Source organism: Burkholderia sp. SR8 (assembly GCF_052851275.1).
Window position 1 is genome coordinate 103340 of the sequence record NZ_JAULUC010000016.1, and the last position, 18401, is coordinate 121740.

Annotated in this window: 15 protein-coding genes; 8 read left to right on the forward strand and 7 right to left on the reverse strand. The window is 68.6% G+C overall.

Going from position 1 to position 18401, the window contains the following annotated elements:
* The first annotated feature begins 53 nt into the window (after positions 1-53).
* The gene (locus tag Q3A80_RS20755; protein ID WP_446330758.1) at positions 54-1286 is read left to right on the forward strand and encodes an MFS transporter; all 1233 of its coding nucleotides are present in this window, start codon (positions 54-56) and stop codon (positions 1284-1286) included.
* Positions 1287-1713: 427 nt separating this feature from the next.
* The gene (locus Q3A80_RS20760) at positions 1714-2409 is read left to right on the forward strand and encodes a phosphatase PAP2 family protein (RefSeq protein ID WP_446330759.1); all 696 of its coding nucleotides are present in this window, start codon (positions 1714-1716) and stop codon (positions 2407-2409) included.
* Positions 2410-2539: 130 nt separating this feature from the next.
* Here the strand turns inward: Q3A80_RS20760 and Q3A80_RS20765 are convergent, their stop codons facing one another.
* The gene (locus Q3A80_RS20765; protein ID WP_446330760.1) at positions 2540-3199 is read right to left on the reverse strand and encodes a glutathione S-transferase family protein; all 660 of its coding nucleotides are present in this window, start codon (positions 3197-3199) and stop codon (positions 2540-2542) included.
* Positions 3200-3326: 127 nt separating this feature from the next.
* Entirely contained in the window at positions 3327-4397 is a 1071-nt protein-coding gene (locus tag Q3A80_RS20770; protein WP_446330761.1) for an MBL fold metallo-hydrolase, read from the reverse strand.
* 223 nt (positions 4398-4620) lie between these two features.
* On the opposite strand from Q3A80_RS20770, the gene Q3A80_RS20775 reads away from it, so the two are divergent.
* On the forward strand, positions 4621-5526 hold the full coding sequence (locus Q3A80_RS20775; protein WP_446330762.1) for an HTH-type transcriptional regulator ArgP: 906 nt from the start codon (positions 4621-4623) through the stop codon (positions 5524-5526).
* Between the two features lie 150 nt (positions 5527-5676).
* On the forward strand, positions 5677-5889 hold the full coding sequence (locus tag Q3A80_RS20780; protein WP_446330763.1) for a DUF1059 domain-containing protein: 213 nt from the start codon (positions 5677-5679) through the stop codon (positions 5887-5889).
* Between the two features lie 102 nt (positions 5890-5991).
* Here Q3A80_RS20780 and ltaE read toward each other — a convergent pair whose 3' ends face one another.
* On the reverse strand, positions 5992-7005 hold the full coding sequence (ltaE, locus tag Q3A80_RS20785; protein ID WP_446330764.1) for a low-specificity L-threonine aldolase: 1014 nt from the start codon (positions 7003-7005) through the stop codon (positions 5992-5994).
* 453 nt (positions 7006-7458) lie between these two features.
* Here ltaE and Q3A80_RS20790 point away from each other — a divergent pair, with 453 nt between their 5' ends.
* From Q3A80_RS20790 to Q3A80_RS20800, 3 genes are read left to right on the forward strand one after another with little or no spacing between them, the layout of a single operon-like run.
* A complete protein-coding gene (locus tag Q3A80_RS20790) occupies positions 7459-8880 on the forward strand; it encodes a cytochrome ubiquinol oxidase subunit I (RefSeq protein ID WP_446330765.1) in 1422 nt (473 codons plus the stop codon).
* A gap of 29 nt (positions 8881-8909) precedes the next feature.
* Complete coding sequence (gene cydB, locus Q3A80_RS20795) at positions 8910-9917, forward strand: cytochrome d ubiquinol oxidase subunit II (RefSeq protein WP_446330766.1); 1008 nt, start codon at positions 8910-8912, stop codon at positions 9915-9917.
* Positions 9889-10095 (forward strand): hypothetical protein, encoded by a 207-nt coding sequence (locus Q3A80_RS20800; RefSeq protein ID WP_446330767.1) that lies wholly within the window; start codon positions 9889-9891, stop codon positions 10093-10095. The genes cydB and Q3A80_RS20800 overlap by 29 nt, the downstream gene beginning before the upstream one ends.
* A 249-nt stretch (positions 10096-10344) precedes the next feature.
* Here the strand turns inward: Q3A80_RS20800 and Q3A80_RS20805 are convergent, their stop codons facing one another.
* On the reverse strand, positions 10345-10539 hold the full coding sequence (locus tag Q3A80_RS20805) for a YqaE/Pmp3 family membrane protein (protein ID WP_040130871.1): 195 nt from the start codon (positions 10537-10539) through the stop codon (positions 10345-10347).
* A gap of 139 nt (positions 10540-10678) precedes the next feature.
* Positions 10679-12331, reverse strand: a complete 1653-nt coding sequence (locus Q3A80_RS20810; protein ID WP_446330768.1) for an alkaline phosphatase family protein — start codon at positions 12329-12331, stop codon at positions 10679-10681.
* A 261-nt stretch (positions 12332-12592) separates the two neighbouring features.
* Here Q3A80_RS20810 and Q3A80_RS20815 point away from each other — a divergent pair, with 261 nt between their 5' ends.
* On the forward strand, positions 12593-12814 hold the full coding sequence (locus Q3A80_RS20815; RefSeq protein ID WP_040138834.1) for a hypothetical protein: 222 nt from the start codon (positions 12593-12595) through the stop codon (positions 12812-12814).
* Between the two features lie 62 nt (positions 12815-12876).
* Here the strand turns inward: Q3A80_RS20815 and Q3A80_RS20820 are convergent, their stop codons facing one another.
* Entirely contained in the window at positions 12877-16689 is a 3813-nt protein-coding gene (locus Q3A80_RS20820) for a DUF748 domain-containing protein (RefSeq protein ID WP_446330769.1), read from the reverse strand.
* Between the two features lie 152 nt (positions 16690-16841).
* The gene (locus Q3A80_RS20825; protein WP_446330770.1) at positions 16842-18281 is read right to left on the reverse strand and encodes a DUF1254 domain-containing protein; all 1440 of its coding nucleotides are present in this window, start codon (positions 18279-18281) and stop codon (positions 16842-16844) included.
* Positions 18282-18401 lie beyond the last annotated feature (120 nt).

The window sequence follows — 18401 nt, forward strand, 5'->3', positions numbered from 1 at the left end:
CCGGCCCGTCGGCACACTGGCGTCCATCCGCTAACCGAACAAGGATGCACGCGATGTCCACTTCCACTCGTCTCGATGCCGCGCCCCGCGCGGCCCATGCACCGGCCCACGCGGCCGCGTCGTCGATGCCCGACCGCCGTCTCGTGCTGCTGCTCGCCGCGGCGGCCGGTCTCGGCGTCGCACCGCTCTACTATGCGCAGCCGATGCTCGCCGCGCTCGGTCCTGATCTCGGCGCGTCGGCCCGCGCGATCGGCTTCGTGCCGACGCTCACGCAGCTCGGCTATGCGCTCGGAATCCTGCTGCTCGCGCCGCTCGGCGACCGCTTCGACCGCCGCCGCGTGATCGTGACCAAGGCCGCCGCGCTGGTCGGTGCGCTGCTGCTCGCGGCGGTTGCGCCGTCGCTCGGGCTGCTGCTGGCCGCGAGCTTCGCGATCGGGCTGACCGCGACGATGGCGCAGGACGTCGTGCCGGCCGCCGCGACGCTCGCGCACGATGCGCATCGCGGCCGCATCGTCGGCACGGTGATGACCGGCTTGCTGCTCGGCATCCTGCTGTCGCGCGTCGTGGCCGGCTTCGTCGCGGAAACGGCCGGCTGGCGCGCGATGTTCGCGCTCGCGGCCGCCAGCGTCGCCGCGATCGGCGTCGTCGCCGCCCGCGGGCTGCCGCGCTTCGCGCCGACCACGCAGCTGTCGTATCGCGCATTGATCGGCTCGCTCGGCGAACTGTGGCGTCGTCATCCCGCGCTGCGCCGCGCCGCGCTTGCGCAAGGGCTGCTCGCCGTCGGGTTCAGCGCGTTCTGGTCGACGCTCGCGGTGATGCTGCACGGCGCGCCGTTCCATCTCGGCAGCGCGGCCGCCGGCGCATTCGGCCTCGCAGGCGCCGCCGGCGCACTGGCCGCGCCCATTGCCGGACGCCTGGCCGACCACCACGGTCCCGAGCGCGTCACGCGGATCGGCATCGCGATCGCAACGGTGTCGTTCGCCGCGATGGCCGCCGCGCCGCTGCTGACGCCGCATGCACAACTCGCGCTGCTCGCCGCCGCGACGATCGGCTTCGATCTCGGCGTGCAGGCTACGCTGATCGCGCACCAGTCGATCGTCTACCGGATCGATCCCGCGTCGCGCAGCCGCCTCAACGCGGTGCTGTTCGTCGGCATGTTCATCGGGATGGCGGCCGGGGCCGCGGCGGGCAGTACGCTGCTCGCGCAACTGGGCTGGAACGCGGTGATCGTGCTGGCCGTCGCGACATCGCTCGGCGCGCTGGCCGTGCGGATGTGGCGCCGGTAATTTCCGGCATCCCGGATACGAGGCGGGCGGCCCGCAGGGCTTGCCCGCCTTTTTCTTTCCAATTTCGTACGGTGCTGCAGGACGCGGCGCAGCACTGCAGATCCATGCAAGGCACAGGTCGCACTCGTTCATTCGATGCAAGGTCGGCGACGATGCACCGAATCGTGCAGTTCAGCCAATTATTTTTCGGCCGGCGCCGATCGGTGCGCGCGCAACCATCTGATGATTCGGCATCCCCGCACGGCACGGCCCCATGCAATCCGGCCCCATGACGACTTCGCGTTTTCTCAGGGGATTCCCGGTATTTTTTCCCATTTTCTTCGAAATTACCGATGACATACTTGCCCCCCGTTGCGCTCCGGTGCGAGCGCGCTTCCTGATCCTGCCGGCCGCGCGCCATGCGCATGCGGCCGCCGGGTCGCAGAACATGAATAATTTCGACACCACGATCCAGACCTTCCTCACCCACATCACGTTCGGCCCGCTGATGAATCACGCGATCCGGGTGATCGCCGGCCTGTACACGTTCAAGGGCTTCGTGCTCATCCCCGTGCTGTGCTGGCTATGGTTCCAGCCCGGGCCGCAGCGCGAACGGCAACGCGAGCTGGTCGTCGCGACGGTCGCAAGCGGGCTCGTCGCGCTCGCGTTCGGCCGGTTGCTCGCGAAAGTGCTGCCGTTCCGCGTGCGGCCGATCTACAACCCCGATCTGCACCTGCACTTTCCGTCGGAGGAATTGCGTGCGGCCACGCTGCAGGCGTGGAGTTCGTTTCCGAGCGATCACGCGATGCTGTGGATGGCGATCGCGACGGGCATCTTCATCATCGCGCGCCGCGTCGGCGTGCTCGCGCTGCTGTATGCGGTCGTGTTCATCTGCGTGCCGCGCGCGTATCTCGGCTATCACTACCCGACGGACCTGATCGCCGGGGCCGCGATCGGCATCGCGATCGCGTGGCTGCTGACGCGCGATGCGATTCGCGCGCGCTTCGCGCCGCAGGTGCTGGACGCGATCCGGCGCTTCCCCGCGCCGGCGTATACGCTCGCGTTCCTGCTGTGCTTCGAGTTGATCACGCAGTTCGACGAACTGCTGACGCTCGCGCAGTCGGTCAAGCACACGGCGATGTAACGGGACGGCGCCGCGATGCATCCGCTGCTCTCGTCACGACGGCCGGGCCCACGCTGCCGGCCCTGCTCGGTTGCATCGCGCGGTGCGCTTGCCGCCGCCCGCGTCGTCGCCGCAGCCGCGCATGTGCACGTCAGTCGCGATCGGGCGCACCCAGCGGAAAAAACGGACGATACGGCCGCGCCTCGTCGACCGCGCGCGCGAACGACGGCCGCGCAAGCAGCCGCTTGCGATACGCGATCACGTTCGAGAACGACGGGTCGATCCGGTGCGTCCAGTCCGCGTAGAACAGGAACGGCGCCGCGCCGCAGTCGGCGAGGCTGAAACGGTCGCCGGCCGCCCATTCGCGACCGGCCATCGTGCGATCGAGCCACGCGTACGACGTCTCCAGCATCGCGCGCGCATCGGCCACGCCGCGCGCATCGCGCTCGTGCTCGGGCCGCAGCGCATCGAACACGACTTTCTGCTGCGGCGTGGCGACGTAGTTGTCGAAGAAGCGATCCATCGTCCGCACTTCCAGCGCCGCGCGGCGGTCTTCCGGCACCAGCCGCACGGGGCCCGGATGGTAGAGGTCGAGGTATTCGACGATGATCGTCGCCTCGATCACCGTGCGGCCCGCATCGACCAGCACCGGGAAGCGTTTCATCGGCCACAGCGCGGCCAGTTCCTGCATCGGCTTCGGATCGTCGTGCGCGAGCACGCGGTACTCGAACGGCGTGCCGTTCTCGTAAAGCGCGGTCAGCGCCTTCTGGCAGTACGACGAAAAAGGATGGGCATAGAGCGTCGGCATCATCGCAGGGTCTCTCGGGGTTTCGGCGCCGCGTCATGCGGCGCCATGTGGTCGGATACCCGGACGACGAACGGCACGACGCCGATTCAACACCGGTCCGAACATTTTTTGGTCGTGGGTTACCGCGTCGCTACGATCGGCCGTCCATCACGACGCGCCCTTCGCCGCGCCAGCGCAGCATCCCGCCGCCGAGGTTCGCGACGGCATCGAAACCGGCCTTCAGCAGGATCACCGTGGCCTGCGCGGAACGGCCGCCGGCGCGGCACACGGTCACGATCGGCCGGTCGTGCGCGAGTTCGCCGGTGCGCGCGGCCAGTTCGCCGAGCGGGATCGGCGTCGCGCCGGGCAGATGACCGAGCGGCCCGGTGAATTCGTCCGGCTCGCGCACGTCGACGATCTGCACCGCCGGCAGGTGATCCTCGAGCCACTGCGGATCGATTTCCCAGAACCCGGCGAACGTGTAGACGAGCGGCGCCCAGTCGGGTGCGGCCTGCGTGTCGGGCGCGTTCGCGGCGACGCCGCACTGCAGGTTCGCCGGCACCGCGACGTCGATCTGGCGCGGATGCGCGAGCCCGAGATTGCGCATGTAGCCCGCGAAGTCGTCCTCGCTGAGATCGCCGCCGAGACGCGGATTGAAGCGCCGCTCCTCGCCGACGCTCGTGACCGTCAGCCCGCGATAATCGTGCGCCGGATACAGCAGGCACGCCGCGGGCAGCGTGAACAGCCGGCCGTGCACCGCGCGATACAGCGCGCGCGGGTCGCCCTGCTGGAAGTCGGTGCGGCCGGTGCCGCGAATCAGCAGGCAGTCGCCGGTGAACGCCATCGACTCGTCGTCGAGCACGAGGCTGATGCAGCCGCTCGTGTGGCCCGGCGTCGCGCGCACGGTCAGGTAGCGCGAGCCAAATGCGCAGCGGTCGCCGTCGTTCAGATAGCGGTCGGCACCCTGCGCGCCGCTCGCGGCCGAGATCGCGATCGTGCTGCCGGTGCGCTGCTTCAGCAGCCATGCGCCCGTCACGTGATCGGCGTGCACGTGCGTGTCGACGGTCGCGACGAGCCGCAGCCCGAGTTCGTCGAGCAGCGCCGCGTCGCGGCGCACCTGCTCGAACACCGGATCGATCAGCAGCGCTTCGCGCGCCGTGGGGTCGGCAAGCAGATAGGTATAGGTCGACGATTGCGGGTCGAACAGTTGCCGGAAGATCATCGCGAGGTTGCTCCGTCGGCGGGTAACGCGGTTGGGCGGACGATGGTGCGGATCGCCGGAAGCGGCGTGCCCCATCCTGCGCGCGTCGCCGGCACGGCGGCGCACACGTCCATACAGCGTAGTTCAAAACATGCGTGCGCCGCCATCCCGCGGCCGGCCCGCCGCGCGCGCTGCCTTACACTACCGCCTGTTCTCGTCTTACGTTCACAGGAATCGCGCCGACATGTCGATGACGATCGATCCGAAGCAGGCCGCCGCACTGCTGGCCGTCGCCGACACCGGCAGTTTCGAACAGGCGGCCGCGCGGCTGCACGTGACCGCGTCCGCCGTCACGCAGCGGGTCCGCGCGCTAGAAGCGAGCCTCGGCACGCCGCTCGTGCTGCGCACGCGGCCGTGCCGGCCGACCGTCGCCGGCCAGCGCGTGCTGCAGCATCTGCGCCGCGTCGCGCTATTGCAGGCCGACCTGCAAAGCACGCTCGCGGCCGAGCGCGAATCGCCGATCTCGGTCACGATCGCGCTGAACTCCGACAGCCTCGGCACCTGGTTCCTGCCCGCGCTGACGTCGGTGCTCGCGGGCGAACGCATCCTGTTCGAACTGATCGTCGAGGATCAGGACCACACGTTCGCGCTGCTCGAAAGCGGCATGGCCGTCGGTTGCGTGACGACCGAGCCGAAGCCGATGCGCGGCTGCGTCGCGACGCCGCTCGGCACGATGCGCTACCGGCTGCTGGCAGCCGCCGCGTTCGCCGGTCGCTGGTTTCCGCGCGGGCTGAACCGCACGAGCGCGCGCGCCGCGCCCGTCGTCGCGTATTCGCGGCGCGACACGCTGCAGTCGGCATTCCTGAAGGAGAAGTTCGGCTTGCCCGAAGGTGCATATCCGTGCCACTACGTGCCGGGCACGCACGCGCATTTCGCGGCGGTGCGGCACGGGCTCGGCTACGCGATGGTGCCGGAGCCGCTGATCGGCGGCGCGCCGCTCGACGCGCAGGGGCTCGTCGATCTCGCGCCCTTGCATCCGACCGACGTCACGCTGTACTGGCATGCATGGACCGTGCAGTCGCCGACGATGGCGTCGCTGTCCGCGCGGGTGGTCGAAGCGGCGCGCCGGTTGCTCGCGCCGCTGCGGTAACGAGCAGCGGGCGATCGGCCCTGCCGGCGCTGCCCGCGCTGCAGCGAGAAACCGTGCCGTGCCGCCTATACTTTTTTCGTCGGCCTCGCGAACGCGCCGCGCGGCCGCTCATGCAAGTCCGGCCGTTCCCTTTCCTGTGAGGAGAACATCATGTCCCGCCGCTATATCGATTGCCGCGAGTTTCCCAGCGCGATGAATTGCTCGGTCGCAATTTCCGCCGACTCCGACGACGAACTGCTGGAGGCCGCCGTGCAACATGCGGTGTCGGTGCACCAGCACACCGACAGCGCCGAACTGCGCACGCAGCTGAAATCGCTGTTCCGCGACGGCACGCCGCCCGTCGACACGCCGCGGCAAGCGTAATCCGCCGGCGCGGCACGTATCGTGCCGACAACGCGCCGCGCTGTTTTGCACCGTGTCGCGTCGCGCCGGCCCGCCGCCGGCCGGCGCCTTCCGGATTCCCCGTTACGCGCGCCGCTGCGCGAAATACGCGCCGACCGCGTCGATGAAGGTATCGATGTCCGCGCGCGACACGTCGCAATGCGTGACGAAGCGCGACGCGTACAGCATCTGCGTGAGAATCCCGCGTTCCTTGAGCCACGCCTCGAGCGGCGCGCAGTCGGCTTCGGGGAATTGCGCGAACACCATGTTCGTCGCATGCGACAGCACCTTCACCGGCTCGATGCGCGCAAGGCCTGCGGCGAGATGCGCGGCGTTCGCGTGATCGTCGGCGAGCCGCTCGACGTTGTGATCGAGCGCATACAGACAGGCTGCCGCCAGAATGCCCGACTGCCGCATCCCGCCGCCCAGCACCTTGCGCCAGCGCTGCGCGCGCTCGACCAGCGCGCGATTGCCGACCAGCACCGAGCCGACCGGCGCGCCGAGCCCTTTCGAGAAACAGATCGATATCGTGTCGAACGGCGCGCACAGCTCGGCGATCGCGCGTCCCGACGCGACCGCCGCATTGCACACGCGTGCGCCGTCGAGGTGCGTGGCCAGCCCGCGGCTGCGCGCGAGTGCGACGGCTTCCTGCACGTAACCTTCCGGCAGCACCTGGCCGCCGATCGTGTTTTCGAGCGCGAGCAGCCGCGTGCGGGCGAAGTGATTGTCGAGCGGCTTGATCGCCGCGGCGATCTTCGCGAGCGGCAGCGTGCCGTCCGGCGCGTTCTCGATCGGCTGCGGCTGGATGCTGCCGAGCACGGCCGCGCCGCCGCCTTCGTACTTGTAGGTGTGCGCGAGCTGGCCGACGATGTATTCGTCGCCGCGTTCGCAGTGGGCCATCAGCGCGGCCAGGTTGCCCTGCGTGCCGCTCGGGAAGAACAGGCCGGCTTCCTTGCCGGCCCGCTCGGCCGCGACGGCCTGCAGGCGCAGCACGGTCGGGTCGTCGCCCCATACGTCGTCGCCGACTTCGGCGGCTGTCATCGCGGCCAGCATCGCCTGGCTCGGACGTGTCACGGTATCGCTGCGTAAATCGATCATCTTCGTGCCCTTGTGAACGCGGACCGGAACCGAGGCGCCCGGCCCTGCCGAAACGAGACTGAGAGTGTACGCAATTCGCGCGGCGCCTGCCCGTGGCCGGACGCTTGCGGGATGCGCGCGCCGTCGCGCCGGTGGCGAACGGATCCGACGCGCGGCGGCACCGCGTTGCGCGCGGACATCCCGACGCCGGCCGCATCGTTCCGATGATGCGACGCGCCATATTGCCGCACGTGCGGCAGACCGCCACGCCGCGGCCGCATGCGCGGCGCGCCGCGTTCTTGATACGAATCAACGATTTATCCCGAAAATGCGGGCGACGGGCTGGACATCTGCGACGAGTTGGCACATTTCGCGGCGCAACATCGCGTTCCATACTCCAGCCAACCCCGCCGCCTCGTCGGCCGGGGTCCGCCGGCACCCGCCGGCGGGTATCGTCAGCCTCGGTCAACTGGTATGGACACCGCATTTTCGGCCCTCGATCTGGCCCGCCTGCAATTCGCGTTCACCGTCTCCTTTCACATCGTCTTCCCGGCGCTGAGCATCGGCCTCGCCAGCTTCATCGCCGTGCTCGAATATCGCTGGCTGAAGACCGGCAAGCAGTACTACAAGACGCTGTGCCTGTTCTGGTCGAAGATCTTCGCGGTCGCGTTCGGGATGGGCGTCGTATCGGGCGTCGTGATGAGCTATCAGTTCGGCACGAACTGGTCCGGCTTCTCGAGCTTTGCCGGCTCCGTCACCGGCCCGCTGCTGATGTACGAAGTGATGACCGCGTTCTTCCTCGAAGCCGGCTTCCTCGGCATCATGCTATTCGGCTGGAATCGCGTGAGCCCGCGTGCGCACTTCGGCGCGACGCTGATGGTCGCGATCGGCACGCTGATCTCGACGTTCTGGATCCTCGCATCGAACAGCTGGATGCAGACGCCGCAAGGCTTCGAGATCGTCGACGGCCGCGTCGTGCCGACCGACTGGTTCGCGATCGTGTTCAACCCGTCGTTCCCGTACCGCCTGTTCCACATGGCGATCGCCGCGTTCATCGTCGCCGCGCTGGTGGTCGCCGCGACGGGCGCGTGGCACCTGCTGAAGGGCCGCCGCGACAAGGGCGTGAAGAAGATGTTCTCGATGGCGCTGTGGCTGCTGCTGGTGCTCGCGCCGCTGCAGGCCGTGATCGGCGACCAGCACGGCCTCAACACGCTGAAGCACCAGCCCGCGAAGATCGCCGCGATCGAAGGGCTGTGGGAAACGGAAAAGGGCGGCACCGCGCTCAACCTGTTCGGCATTCCGGACATGAAGGCCGAAACGACCCGCTACGCGGTCAAGGTGCCGCACCTCGGCAGCCTGATCCTCACGCACAGCTGGGACGGCGAGATCCGCGGGCTGAAGGACTTCCCGCCCGAGGACCGCCCGAACTCGACGGTCGTGTTCTGGAGCTTCCGGATCATGGTCGGCCTGGGCTTCGCGATGATCGGCCTCGCCGCGCTCGCATGGCTGCTGCGCCGCCGCGGCAGCCTGTATGAATCGAAGTGGTTCCAGCGCTTCGCGCTCGCGATGGGCCCGACCGGCTTCGTGTCGCTGCTCGCGGGCTGGGTGACGACCGAAGCGGGCCGCCAGCCGTGGGTCGTCTACGGCGTGATGCGCACCGCGCAGGCCGTGTCGCCGCTGTCGGTGCAGCAGGTCAGTCTGTCGATGATGACGTTCGTGATCGTGTACTTCCTCGTGTTCGGCACCGGCGTGTACTACATGCTGAAGCTGATGAAGGCCGGCCCCGCGCTGCCCGACGTCGCGCACGGCGCGAAGCACGACCTGCCCGACACGCGCCCCGATCACACCGCGCGCCGCCCGATGTCGGCCGTCGACGATCTGATCGAGACCGTCTGAGCAAACCCCCTTCGCAAACGAGAAAACCTATGGACGTCACCGTAATCTGGGCCGCGATCATCGCATTGGGGCTCTTCATGTACGTCGTGCTCGACGGCTTCGACCTCGGCATCGGCATCGTCTTCCCGTTCTTCCCGGACGAGAAGGAGCGCGATCTGATGATGAACACCGTCGCGCCCGTGTGGGACGGCAACGAAACGTGGCTCGTGCTCGGCGGCGCCGGGCTGTTCGCGGTGTTTCCGGTCGTCTATTCGACGGTGCTGTCGGCGCTGTACCTGCCGCTGATCTTCATGCTGGTGTGCCTGATCTTCCGCGGCGTGTCGTTCGAGATCCGCGCGAAGGCGCGGCGCACGAAGCAGCTGTGGAATCTCGCGTTCATCGGCGGCTCGGCCGGCGCGACGCTGTTCCAGGGGATCGCGCTCGGCGCATTCCTGCAGGGCATCGACGTGAAGGACGGCGTGTACGCCGGCGGCGCATTCGACTGGCTCACGCCGTTCAGCCTGCTGACGGGCCTCGGCCTGATCGTCACGTACGCGCTGCTCGGCTGCTGCTGGCTCGTCGCGAAGACGGAAGGCGACCTGCAGCGGCGCCTGCATCGCGTCGTGTGGCCGCTGACCGTCGTGCTGCTCGGCTTCATCGCGGTCGTCAGCCTGTGGACGCCGCTGCAGGATCCGGCCATCGCGCAGCGCTGGTTCGATTCGGGGTTGTTCTGGCGCCTGCTGCCGGTGCCGTTCCTGGTCGCCGGGTGCGCGGCGTGGATGCGCCGCGCGGTACGCGACCGGCACGACATGACGCCGTTCGTGCTCGCGCTGGCGCTCGTGCTGCTCGGCTACGTCGGCCTGCTCGTCACGATGTTTCCGTATGCGATTCCGCAGACGATGACGATCTGGGAAGCGGCCGCGCCGCGTTCGAGCCAGACCTTCACGCTGGTCGGCGCAGCGGTTATCCTCCCGATCATCATCGCGTACACGACGATGGGTTACTGGGTATTCCGAGGCAAGGTGCGCCATGAAGACCAGCATTACTACCACCACTGATTCCGCCGCCGGCCGGCCCGGCCGGCCCCGCCGGCCCCGCCGGCCCGACGCGCCGCGGCCGCGGATGCGCGGCTGGATGTGGTTCGTCGTCCTGTGGGCGGGCGGCGTGCTCGGTGCGGTCACGCTCGGCTATGCGTTCAAGATCTTCATGAATCTGACGCTGTTTGCGGTGAAGTAGGCGGAGCGGCCGCCCGGGTCGAACGATGGTCCGGCCGGCCGTTTTGTCGTGGGGCTGCGGCTCGGCGGGCTGCATCAGGCAGTGCATCGTGCATCCGCTCACGAACGGACGGCATCAAGCCGAACCACGCACGAATCCGCCATTCAGGCAGAAATCCATACAAATCACATCGCCGATGTGAACAAGACATACCGATTTCTACCGAAATACAAACCACGCGGCTGAATCACCCCACCGCGCACTGCGCGTCTACCCGCGCCCGCGCAGCGCCGCTTCGATCTTGCGATCGGTCTTGTACTGGCTCAGCGCATACACCGACCAGATCGCTGCCGGCAGCCAGCCGATGATCGTGAGTTGCAGGATCAGGCAGATGATCCCGGCGATCGGGCGGCCGATCGTGAAGAACTGGAACCAGGGGAGCAGCAAGGCAAGCAGCAGGCGCATGAACGATCCTCTCGGTGCGTCGTTGAACGGGTGATGCGCAGCGAATATGCCGGTGCACGCGCCCGAATTCAAGGCGTGCACCGGCATCGCGGCGCTATCGGCCCGGCGGCACCGCCGGCCGGGCGGCCCGCTCCACCGCTCAGCGATCGATCCCCAGCCCCGGCAGCACGTGCGTGTTCTCGGCCACGACCGCGTGCAGCAGCTTCGGATCGGCGCCGAGCAGCCCGAGGATCGTCGGCGCGACCTGCTTCGTGCCGACGACGTCCGACACGGTGCGTGCGCGATGCAGGCCCGGGTACGACACGAGCAGGCCGAGATGGCTGTCGTCCGGCGCGTTGCCGCCGTGTTCCTCGTCCTTCTTCGTGCTGGTCGTATAGATCACGCCCGGATTCGGCTGCACGATGATGTCCGGCGCGCGGCCGTTGGCCGGATCGCCGAACCGGTCGGCCAGCGCCGCGCCGTACAGGATGTACGCCTGCGAACCGTCCGCGCAGATCCCCGGCGCGTTGCAGCCGAGGTTCGCCTTCAGCGTCTGCACCACCGCCGTGCGCTGGCTGCGGTCGCGCAGCCAGATCAGGCCGACGTCGTCGGTCTGCACGAAGCCCGTGCCGACCAGGCCCGAGCCGTCGTTCAGGTTGCCCGTCGTCGTGTTGTTCTGGCCGAAGTTGCCGTTCGGGTCGAGATAGTTGTTCGCTTCGAGCAGCTTCGTCAGCGTGTCGCCGTTCTTCACGAGCTTCGTGTGATCGGTCGGCGACTGGCCGTGCTTCGACGTGACGATCACGGCCGTCGACGTGTACAGGTTGCGCTGCTTCAACTCGGCGACGATGCGGCCGATCGAGTTGTCGACGTACGTGATCGCGTTCGCGACCTGGCCGTTCGGCGTGAAGTTCGCATCGAGGTAGCCGCCGCCCTTCGCGACCGGCGCCTTCTGCGCGACGCTGAGCGTCTGGAAGTTGGCGCCGAACAGCGTCGGCACCGGCGCGGTCTTCGTGCCGGTCGAATCGCGGCCGTCGATCTGGTTCACCAGCGCCTGCACGTGCAGGTTGTCGAAGCGCGCGGTGTGCGAATAGGCGTCCGTGTAGTCGGTGTTGGTCGCCGGGTCGATCGAGTTGATCTCGGTGCGCATCAGGTCGTCGACGCCGGTGCCCGACGGGCCGTTCAGCCAGTCGTAGCCCCACGCGTGCTTGTCGGCCCACGCGGTGTACGCGTTCGGCACGCCGGCCTTCACGGCCTCGAACACGGTGTTGGTCTTCACGTAGTTGTGCGGGTAGACCGGCACGCACTGGCCGTCGACCTTCGCGTGCGGGATGGCCTGCGGATTGAATGCGCCGCCGCCGTCCAGATGCACGAGCGCGCCGCCGTTCTGCGCGTCGATGCCCGTCGTCTCGTCGAACACGACGTTCCAGCCCTGCTTGCCCGAGCACGTCGTGTCGCTCGGCGCGTACAGGTTGCGGTCGTACGACACGTCGTAGAACAGGCCGGCCGTCTTCGGCGAGCCGCCCGTCACGAGCGCGGCGAGGCCCGGGAACGAGTCGGACAGGCCGGGCGTATACGCATTCGTGTACGTGACGCCGTTTTGCGCGAGCACCGCGATGTTCGGACACGTGTTCGCGCCGATGCAGCGCGCGAGATCCTGCTCGTGCAGGCCGTCGACGCTGATCAGCAGCACGTGCTTCACCACGCGCGGGCCGTTGCCGTTCTGCTGCGCCGCGTGGGCGCCCGCGCCGGCGAGCGCCAGCGCGCCCGCCACCATCAGCGCGATGTTTCGTTGTTTAGCGAACCTGGAAATCATCACCCCACCTCATCGATTGACGTTGAACCGCATGACTTGCCAACAGGCGCGCAAAATATGGCCGGATCGTGCGGCGGTCCGATGAAGCGGGGCTTTCTGTTCTCTATCAAACGTAACCAATCGCAAATGACATCGCGCGGTCGCAATGCGGTGCGTGCCCGGGCGCAGCCCGTCGCCGCCGGACGCCGCCGCATTTTTTTCCCGGTTGGCGCGCGACTATTGGCGTGTGATAAAGGGTTTTCCCTGACCCGGAGCACGAGTATGTCGACCCTGGAAGCTCTCCGGTTCGTGCTGGACGACGCACGCACCCCCGAAATCATTCGCCACCACGTCGTCGACGCGCTGCAGTACGCATTGCGCAACTACGGTCAGGTGTTCACCGCGAAGGAAGTCGAATGGCTCGCGCAGTGGGACGATGCCCGTCTGCCGCTGGCCGCAAGGAAGGAACTGGACAAGCGCGAGCCGGAATTCACCGCGCGCTGAAAGGAAGCGCGCCGCCGCGCCCGGTTGCCGATCGGGCGCGGCGGCGGATGATCGCGTAACGCTTACTGCAGGCCGAAGTCGACGCGCGTCGTCGCGCCCTTGTCCTCGATGCCCTTCGCATCGAGCTTCGGCGCCACGACGAACACGCGGCTCGAATCGATCTTGCCGTCGAGGTACTGGCGCACGGCCTGCGCGCGCTGCTGCGCGAGCGCTCGCAGCGCGTTGTCGTCGGCCGGCGCGTGCTCCGCGAGCGCCTGCTTCATGTCCGCGTCGGGCAGCGTCTTCTGCAGCCCGATCAGGTTGCGCGGCTTCTTGAAGTCGGCCGCCTTGTACGCACGCGTCAGGTACTTGCCGTACTCGGCCGGCTCGACCTTCACCGACATCGGATCGACGCTCTCGCCCTGGCCGACGACGTCCTTCAGCTTCTGCTGGCGAACCAGCCGGTCGACGTACGCGTCGCGCAGCCCCGGCGTGTCCTTTGCCGGGTCGACGCGGCCGATCAGGTCGAGCCGGATCGACGGCTTCTCGGTCAGCATCTTCACGACGGTATCGAGCTTCTTCTGCTGCGCGTCGGTCAGGTGGTACGAGCCGGGCGCGAACTCGACGTAGCCGAGGTCCTCGCCGCCGCTGCCGCCGAACGCGTTCGCGAGCAGCGTGAACGGCGACGTGACGGCCTTCGCGATCAGGTTCAGCACCGCGTGCCAGATCAGCCCGCCGATGCTGAACTCCGGATTCGACAGCGAGCCCGACACCGGCAGGTTCACGTCGATCTGGCCGCGCGTGTTCTTCAGCAGCGAAATCGCGAGCTTCACCGGCAGCTTCGTCGCCGTGTCGTTCTCGACGTGATCGCCGAACGTGAGCTGGTCGATGAAGATGTGGTTGTTCGCCGACAGCTGGTCGTTCGCGAGCTGGTAGTGCAGATCGACGTTGAGCTTGCCCTTCGTGATCGGGTAGCCCGCGTATTTCGCCGAATAAGGCGTCAGGTTGGTCAGCTCGATGTCGTGCGCGGTCGCCGTCAGGTCCAGCGCCGGCTTGTCGATCAGCGGGTTCACCGTGCCCTTGATCGAGATCGGCCCGTTGCCCGCGAGGTTCGCGGCGACGTCGACCGGCGCGGACGTCGTCGAGTCCGTGCCGAACGCGCCGACCGTCCCCTTGATCGCGACCAGGTTCGCCGTGTAGTTCGGCTTGATGAAGTTGTCGGTGTACGTCACGCGGCCGTTCTGCAGCAGCAGCTCGCCGAAATGCATGCGCACCGGGTTCTGCGGCGGCGGCGCGGCCTTCACGACGACCGTCGCCGACGCGGCGGCCGGCGCGGATGCCTGCTGCGCGGCCGCGGCCGACGCGGCCTGCGCGGCAGCCGGCGGCGTCACGCCCGGCGACAGCGGCACCGGTTCGCCCTTGCTCGCGTCGCGCGTCAGCGACTGCGCGGGGCCCGTCTCCTTCGCGACGACGTCCTTCAGGTTCAGCCGCCCCTGCGCGTCGAGCAGCACGCGGCCGTAGAAGTTCGAGAACGTCACGCGCGCGGCGTCGACGTCGGTGCCCTTCTCGTCGTAGTTCACCTTCAGGTTCGACAGCGCGAGCGAGCGCCAGCCCGCGAACGGATCGGACGTCGCCTTGTCGAGCATCCGCACGTCGACCAGTGCGACGTCGCCGCGATAGGTCGCGCGCGGCGTGTCCTTCACCTGCGCGAACGTCAGGTTGCCCTGCGCGTTGAGCAGCGCGCTCGCGATGGTCGCGTTCAGCGCGCTGCCGAAGTACGGCTCGAACGCGGCCGCGTCGAGGCGGTTGCCGTTGATCTTCAGGCCGAGTTTCAGCGGCTGCGCGGTCACGTCGCCCGACACGCTCACCGAGCCCTTGCGGTTCAGCGTCGCCTTCAGCTGCACCGGCAGCGGCTTCGTCATGTCGTCGCTGAGCTTCTGCACCGACAGGTCGAGCGGCTTGATCGCGAGCTTCACCGCGCGCGGCGTCGACAGGTCCGTGAAGTTCGCGGACGAGTCCTTCACGTTCAGCGCGTCGATCCGGTAATGCCACGACGGCGCGGCCGCCTCGGCCTTGCGCGCGACCGTGCGCCTGGGCACCGCCGGCTGCGCGGGCTCGGCGAGCGCCGCGAGGTCGATCTTGCCGTCCTTCAGGCGCTTCACGTCGAGCGCGAGGCCGGTCGCGTCGACACTCGAGATCTCCGCCATGCGCGCGGCGACGTCGACCTTCGCGATCTTCGCGCTCGCGTCCGGCAGCACGATCGCGGGCGCCTTCGCATCCGGCGTCGCGAGCTTCAGCGACTTCAGGCTCACCGTGCTGTCGGCGACCTGCGCGTCGAGCGGCGTCTTGCCCCAGTCGGCCTTCGCGTTGACGGTCGCGCCGAGCGACCCGTCGAGCACGCGCGCGCGGGTCGCTTCGCCGAGGTACGGCTGCAGCGCCGGCAGCGCGAGCGCGTCGACCGTCAGCTTCGTGTCCGCCTGCTTCGCCGCGAGGTTGAACGCGCCTTCGGCCTTCACGTCGCCGCCGCGCGACAGCGACGTCGACAGCGTGTACTTCGCCGGCGTCTTGCCCTGCAGCGTGAAGCCGTCGAGCGTCGCGGCGAGCTTGGTCAGCGACATCGCGGTCGGCGTCGCCGGCACGCGGTCGTCGACGTTGATCGTGCCGCCGTCGATCGCGAAATGACGGATCGTCAGGTCGAGCGGCGGTGCTTGCTTCGCGGCGGCTTCGGCCTTCGCGCCGCTCGCGGCACTTGCTGCAGCGGCCGATGCCGCAGGCGATGCGGCGGTGCCCGACGCAGCCGGCTGCGAGGCCGCAGCCTTCGGCGCGGCGGCCGGCTGGCCGGCCAGCTTCTCGACGTTCAGCACGCCCTGCTTGTCGCGCGCGAGGTCGACGACGGGCTGGTCGATCCGGATCTCGTCGAAACGCAGCGCGTTGCGCAGCGGCTCGAGGCCGGCGGCCGCGACGTGCACGCCGCGCGCGGCGAACAGCGGCGCGGACGCGCGATCGGTCACCTTCGCGTCGGCGAGATCGACGGTGCCCGACACGCGCAGCGTCGGCGTGTCGCCGCTCATCACGAAGTTCAGCGACAGGTCGCTGCTCAAGAGGCCGCTCGTGACGATCACCGGCAGCTTCGACGGCGCGTACGAAATCAGCTTCGGCACGTCGAGCCGGTCGAACTTCAATGCGACTTCGGACTCGCGCGATTGCGCGAACGGCTTCGTCCTGCCGTCGATCGCGATCGGGCTGCCGTCGAACCGCGCGCGCAGCTTCGGCTGCACGAAGATGTCGGTCTTCGACGGCAGCGTCGCGATGAACGGAATGCCGAGCGTCCAGTTGTCGACCACGTGCTTTTCATTCAGCAGGCGGTCGTCGAAATCGATGCGGCCGTCGTTGACCTGGATGTTCGACACCGAGAACTGCGTCGGCTTGCTGTCCGGCTTCGACGGCGTCGAGAACTTCTCGATCAGGTCGGTGAAATTGAAGCGCTGCGCGTCGTAGCGGACGATATGAAAGCGCGGCGAGTCGACGCGCACTTCGTTGACGATCGGCGCACCGCGGAACAGCGACGACCACGACGGCCTCACGACGAGCTTGCCGATGTCGATGAAGTCGCCCTGGCCGCCGCGCTCGCCGACGTGCACGCCGTCGGCTTCGAGGTTCAGCGTGTACGGGTTCAGTGCGATGCGCTGGACCGTGGATGGCCGGCCGAGTTGCTGGCTCAGTTGCTGTTCGGCGATATGGCGGATCAGCGGGGGCGCCGCGAAGAACCCGAGCAGTCCGAACAAAACGAGGAAGATCAGCACGCCGAGGCCGATACGCCGGGTCCGGCGCGAACGTGCAACGCCGCCGAGGGCATGGAGAGTCGAAGGTACGGTTTGTTTGTCTGCGCTTGACATGCTTGGATGCCTCGGGAATGGATGCCGGGGCGCGCCGGAAAACCGGCGCGGCCGCGCCCGCAATCCCGAAAGTATAGGCTCAGGTGGTGACGGAACGGCGTTCGGGCGCGGCCGCTGCGCCCGCGGATCGGACAGCGGCCGCGCCTATCCGTTCATTTGCGGACGACGGCGGGCGGCATCCACGAGCCGTCGCTCGCCTGCGGCTTCGGAGCGTAGAGGCGCAGCGCGAGCGCGAAGTCGGTGCGCGGCGCCGGCAGCCAGTTGCCCGCATGCGCGCCACCCGGCGACGCCGACACGACCACGTCGATCGACCCGTCGTGGTTGCGGCGCAGCCGGTCGCGGTCGCCGAGCGAGCGGCGCGCGGAGCCGACGTCGGGCAGCGCGCCGTTCGTCGTGTACGGCGTCAGCGTCCAGAACCCGCGCACCGGCGGCAGCGCGCCCGGCGCGAAATGCAGCACGTAACGGTTCGCACCGTTCAGCGGGTGGCCGTCGCTGTCGACGCGCACGAGCGCGAGCGTCTCGTCGTCGCGCGTCGCGGTACCGAACTGCGTGTACGCCGCGTACGCGCGCAGCGCATAGTCCTGGCCGTACTTGCCGGCCGCGTCGCCGATCCAGCTCCAGCCGTTCGCGTTCAGCAGGTTCGACGGCGGCTCAGCAAGCCGCGCGCGCGCTTCGGCGACGCCGGCCGTCGCGGCGGTCAGGCGATCGCCCGTCCACAGCACCGGGTAGCCGGCCGATACGCCGATGTCGTTGAGCAGTTCCTGCGCATGCGCGTCGTCGGCGGGCGCCGGGTTGTCCTGCAGCGCCTGCGCGAAGCGCGTGAAGAACGCCTTCGGGTCGAGCGCGGCGACCTGCTCGGCCGGCGTGCCGCCGCTTGCAGCTTCCGACGGCGCGCTGCCCGCATGGACCGCGACCGACGCGCCGCGTGCGGCGCCCGTGTACACGGAAAGCGGCACCACGCGGATCGCCCGCTGCAGTTTCTTCACGTTCGTGAGGTCGCGGCCGCCGCTCGTCTGCACCCGCACTTCGAGCCATGCGTTGGCCGACGGCACGTCGACACGCAACGCGCCCTTCGGCAGCGTGCCCTGCCAGTCCTTCGCGGCGAAGGCAATCGTTTGCGATCGTGCGGCACCGCGTGCGCCACGGGCGGTCACGCTCGACGACGACCACAGCACGTTCGTCCACATGTCGAGCGCGCGGGCATCCCAGTAGCGGCCGCGGGTATCGGGCAGCGTGACGATCACCGGCTCGGCGCCGACGTCGAGCCAGCCGGTCGAGTCGAGCGTATCGACGCCCGGCAGCGGCGGGTTGAGCGCGCCGACGGGCGGCAGCGCCTGCGCGTGACGCAGCGTGTTGAGCGGCGCCTGGCCCGGCTGCGCGCCGTCGCCGCCGGTCGCGGCTTCCTTCGCGACGTCCATCAGCACGAGCGGATACGCGTATATATAGGAGTCGGCCACTTCGGCGCGCATCCAGCCGGTTTTCCGCTGGATCGCATCCGGTTGCGACGCGCATCCCGCCAGCAGCGCCGCAATGGCCAGCGACGCGCCTGCCGCGCGCCGCAGGGAAATTGATTCTCGTCGATTTTCAATCATTGATTACTGGCCGAATATCGTTCTTGTCAGTCAACGCCTTGTTCGACTCACGATCGGCGAAAGCAAGGCACCCCAGCCTGCCCGTTCGCCGTCTCGCTACGGCGGGCGCTGATGTCAGGC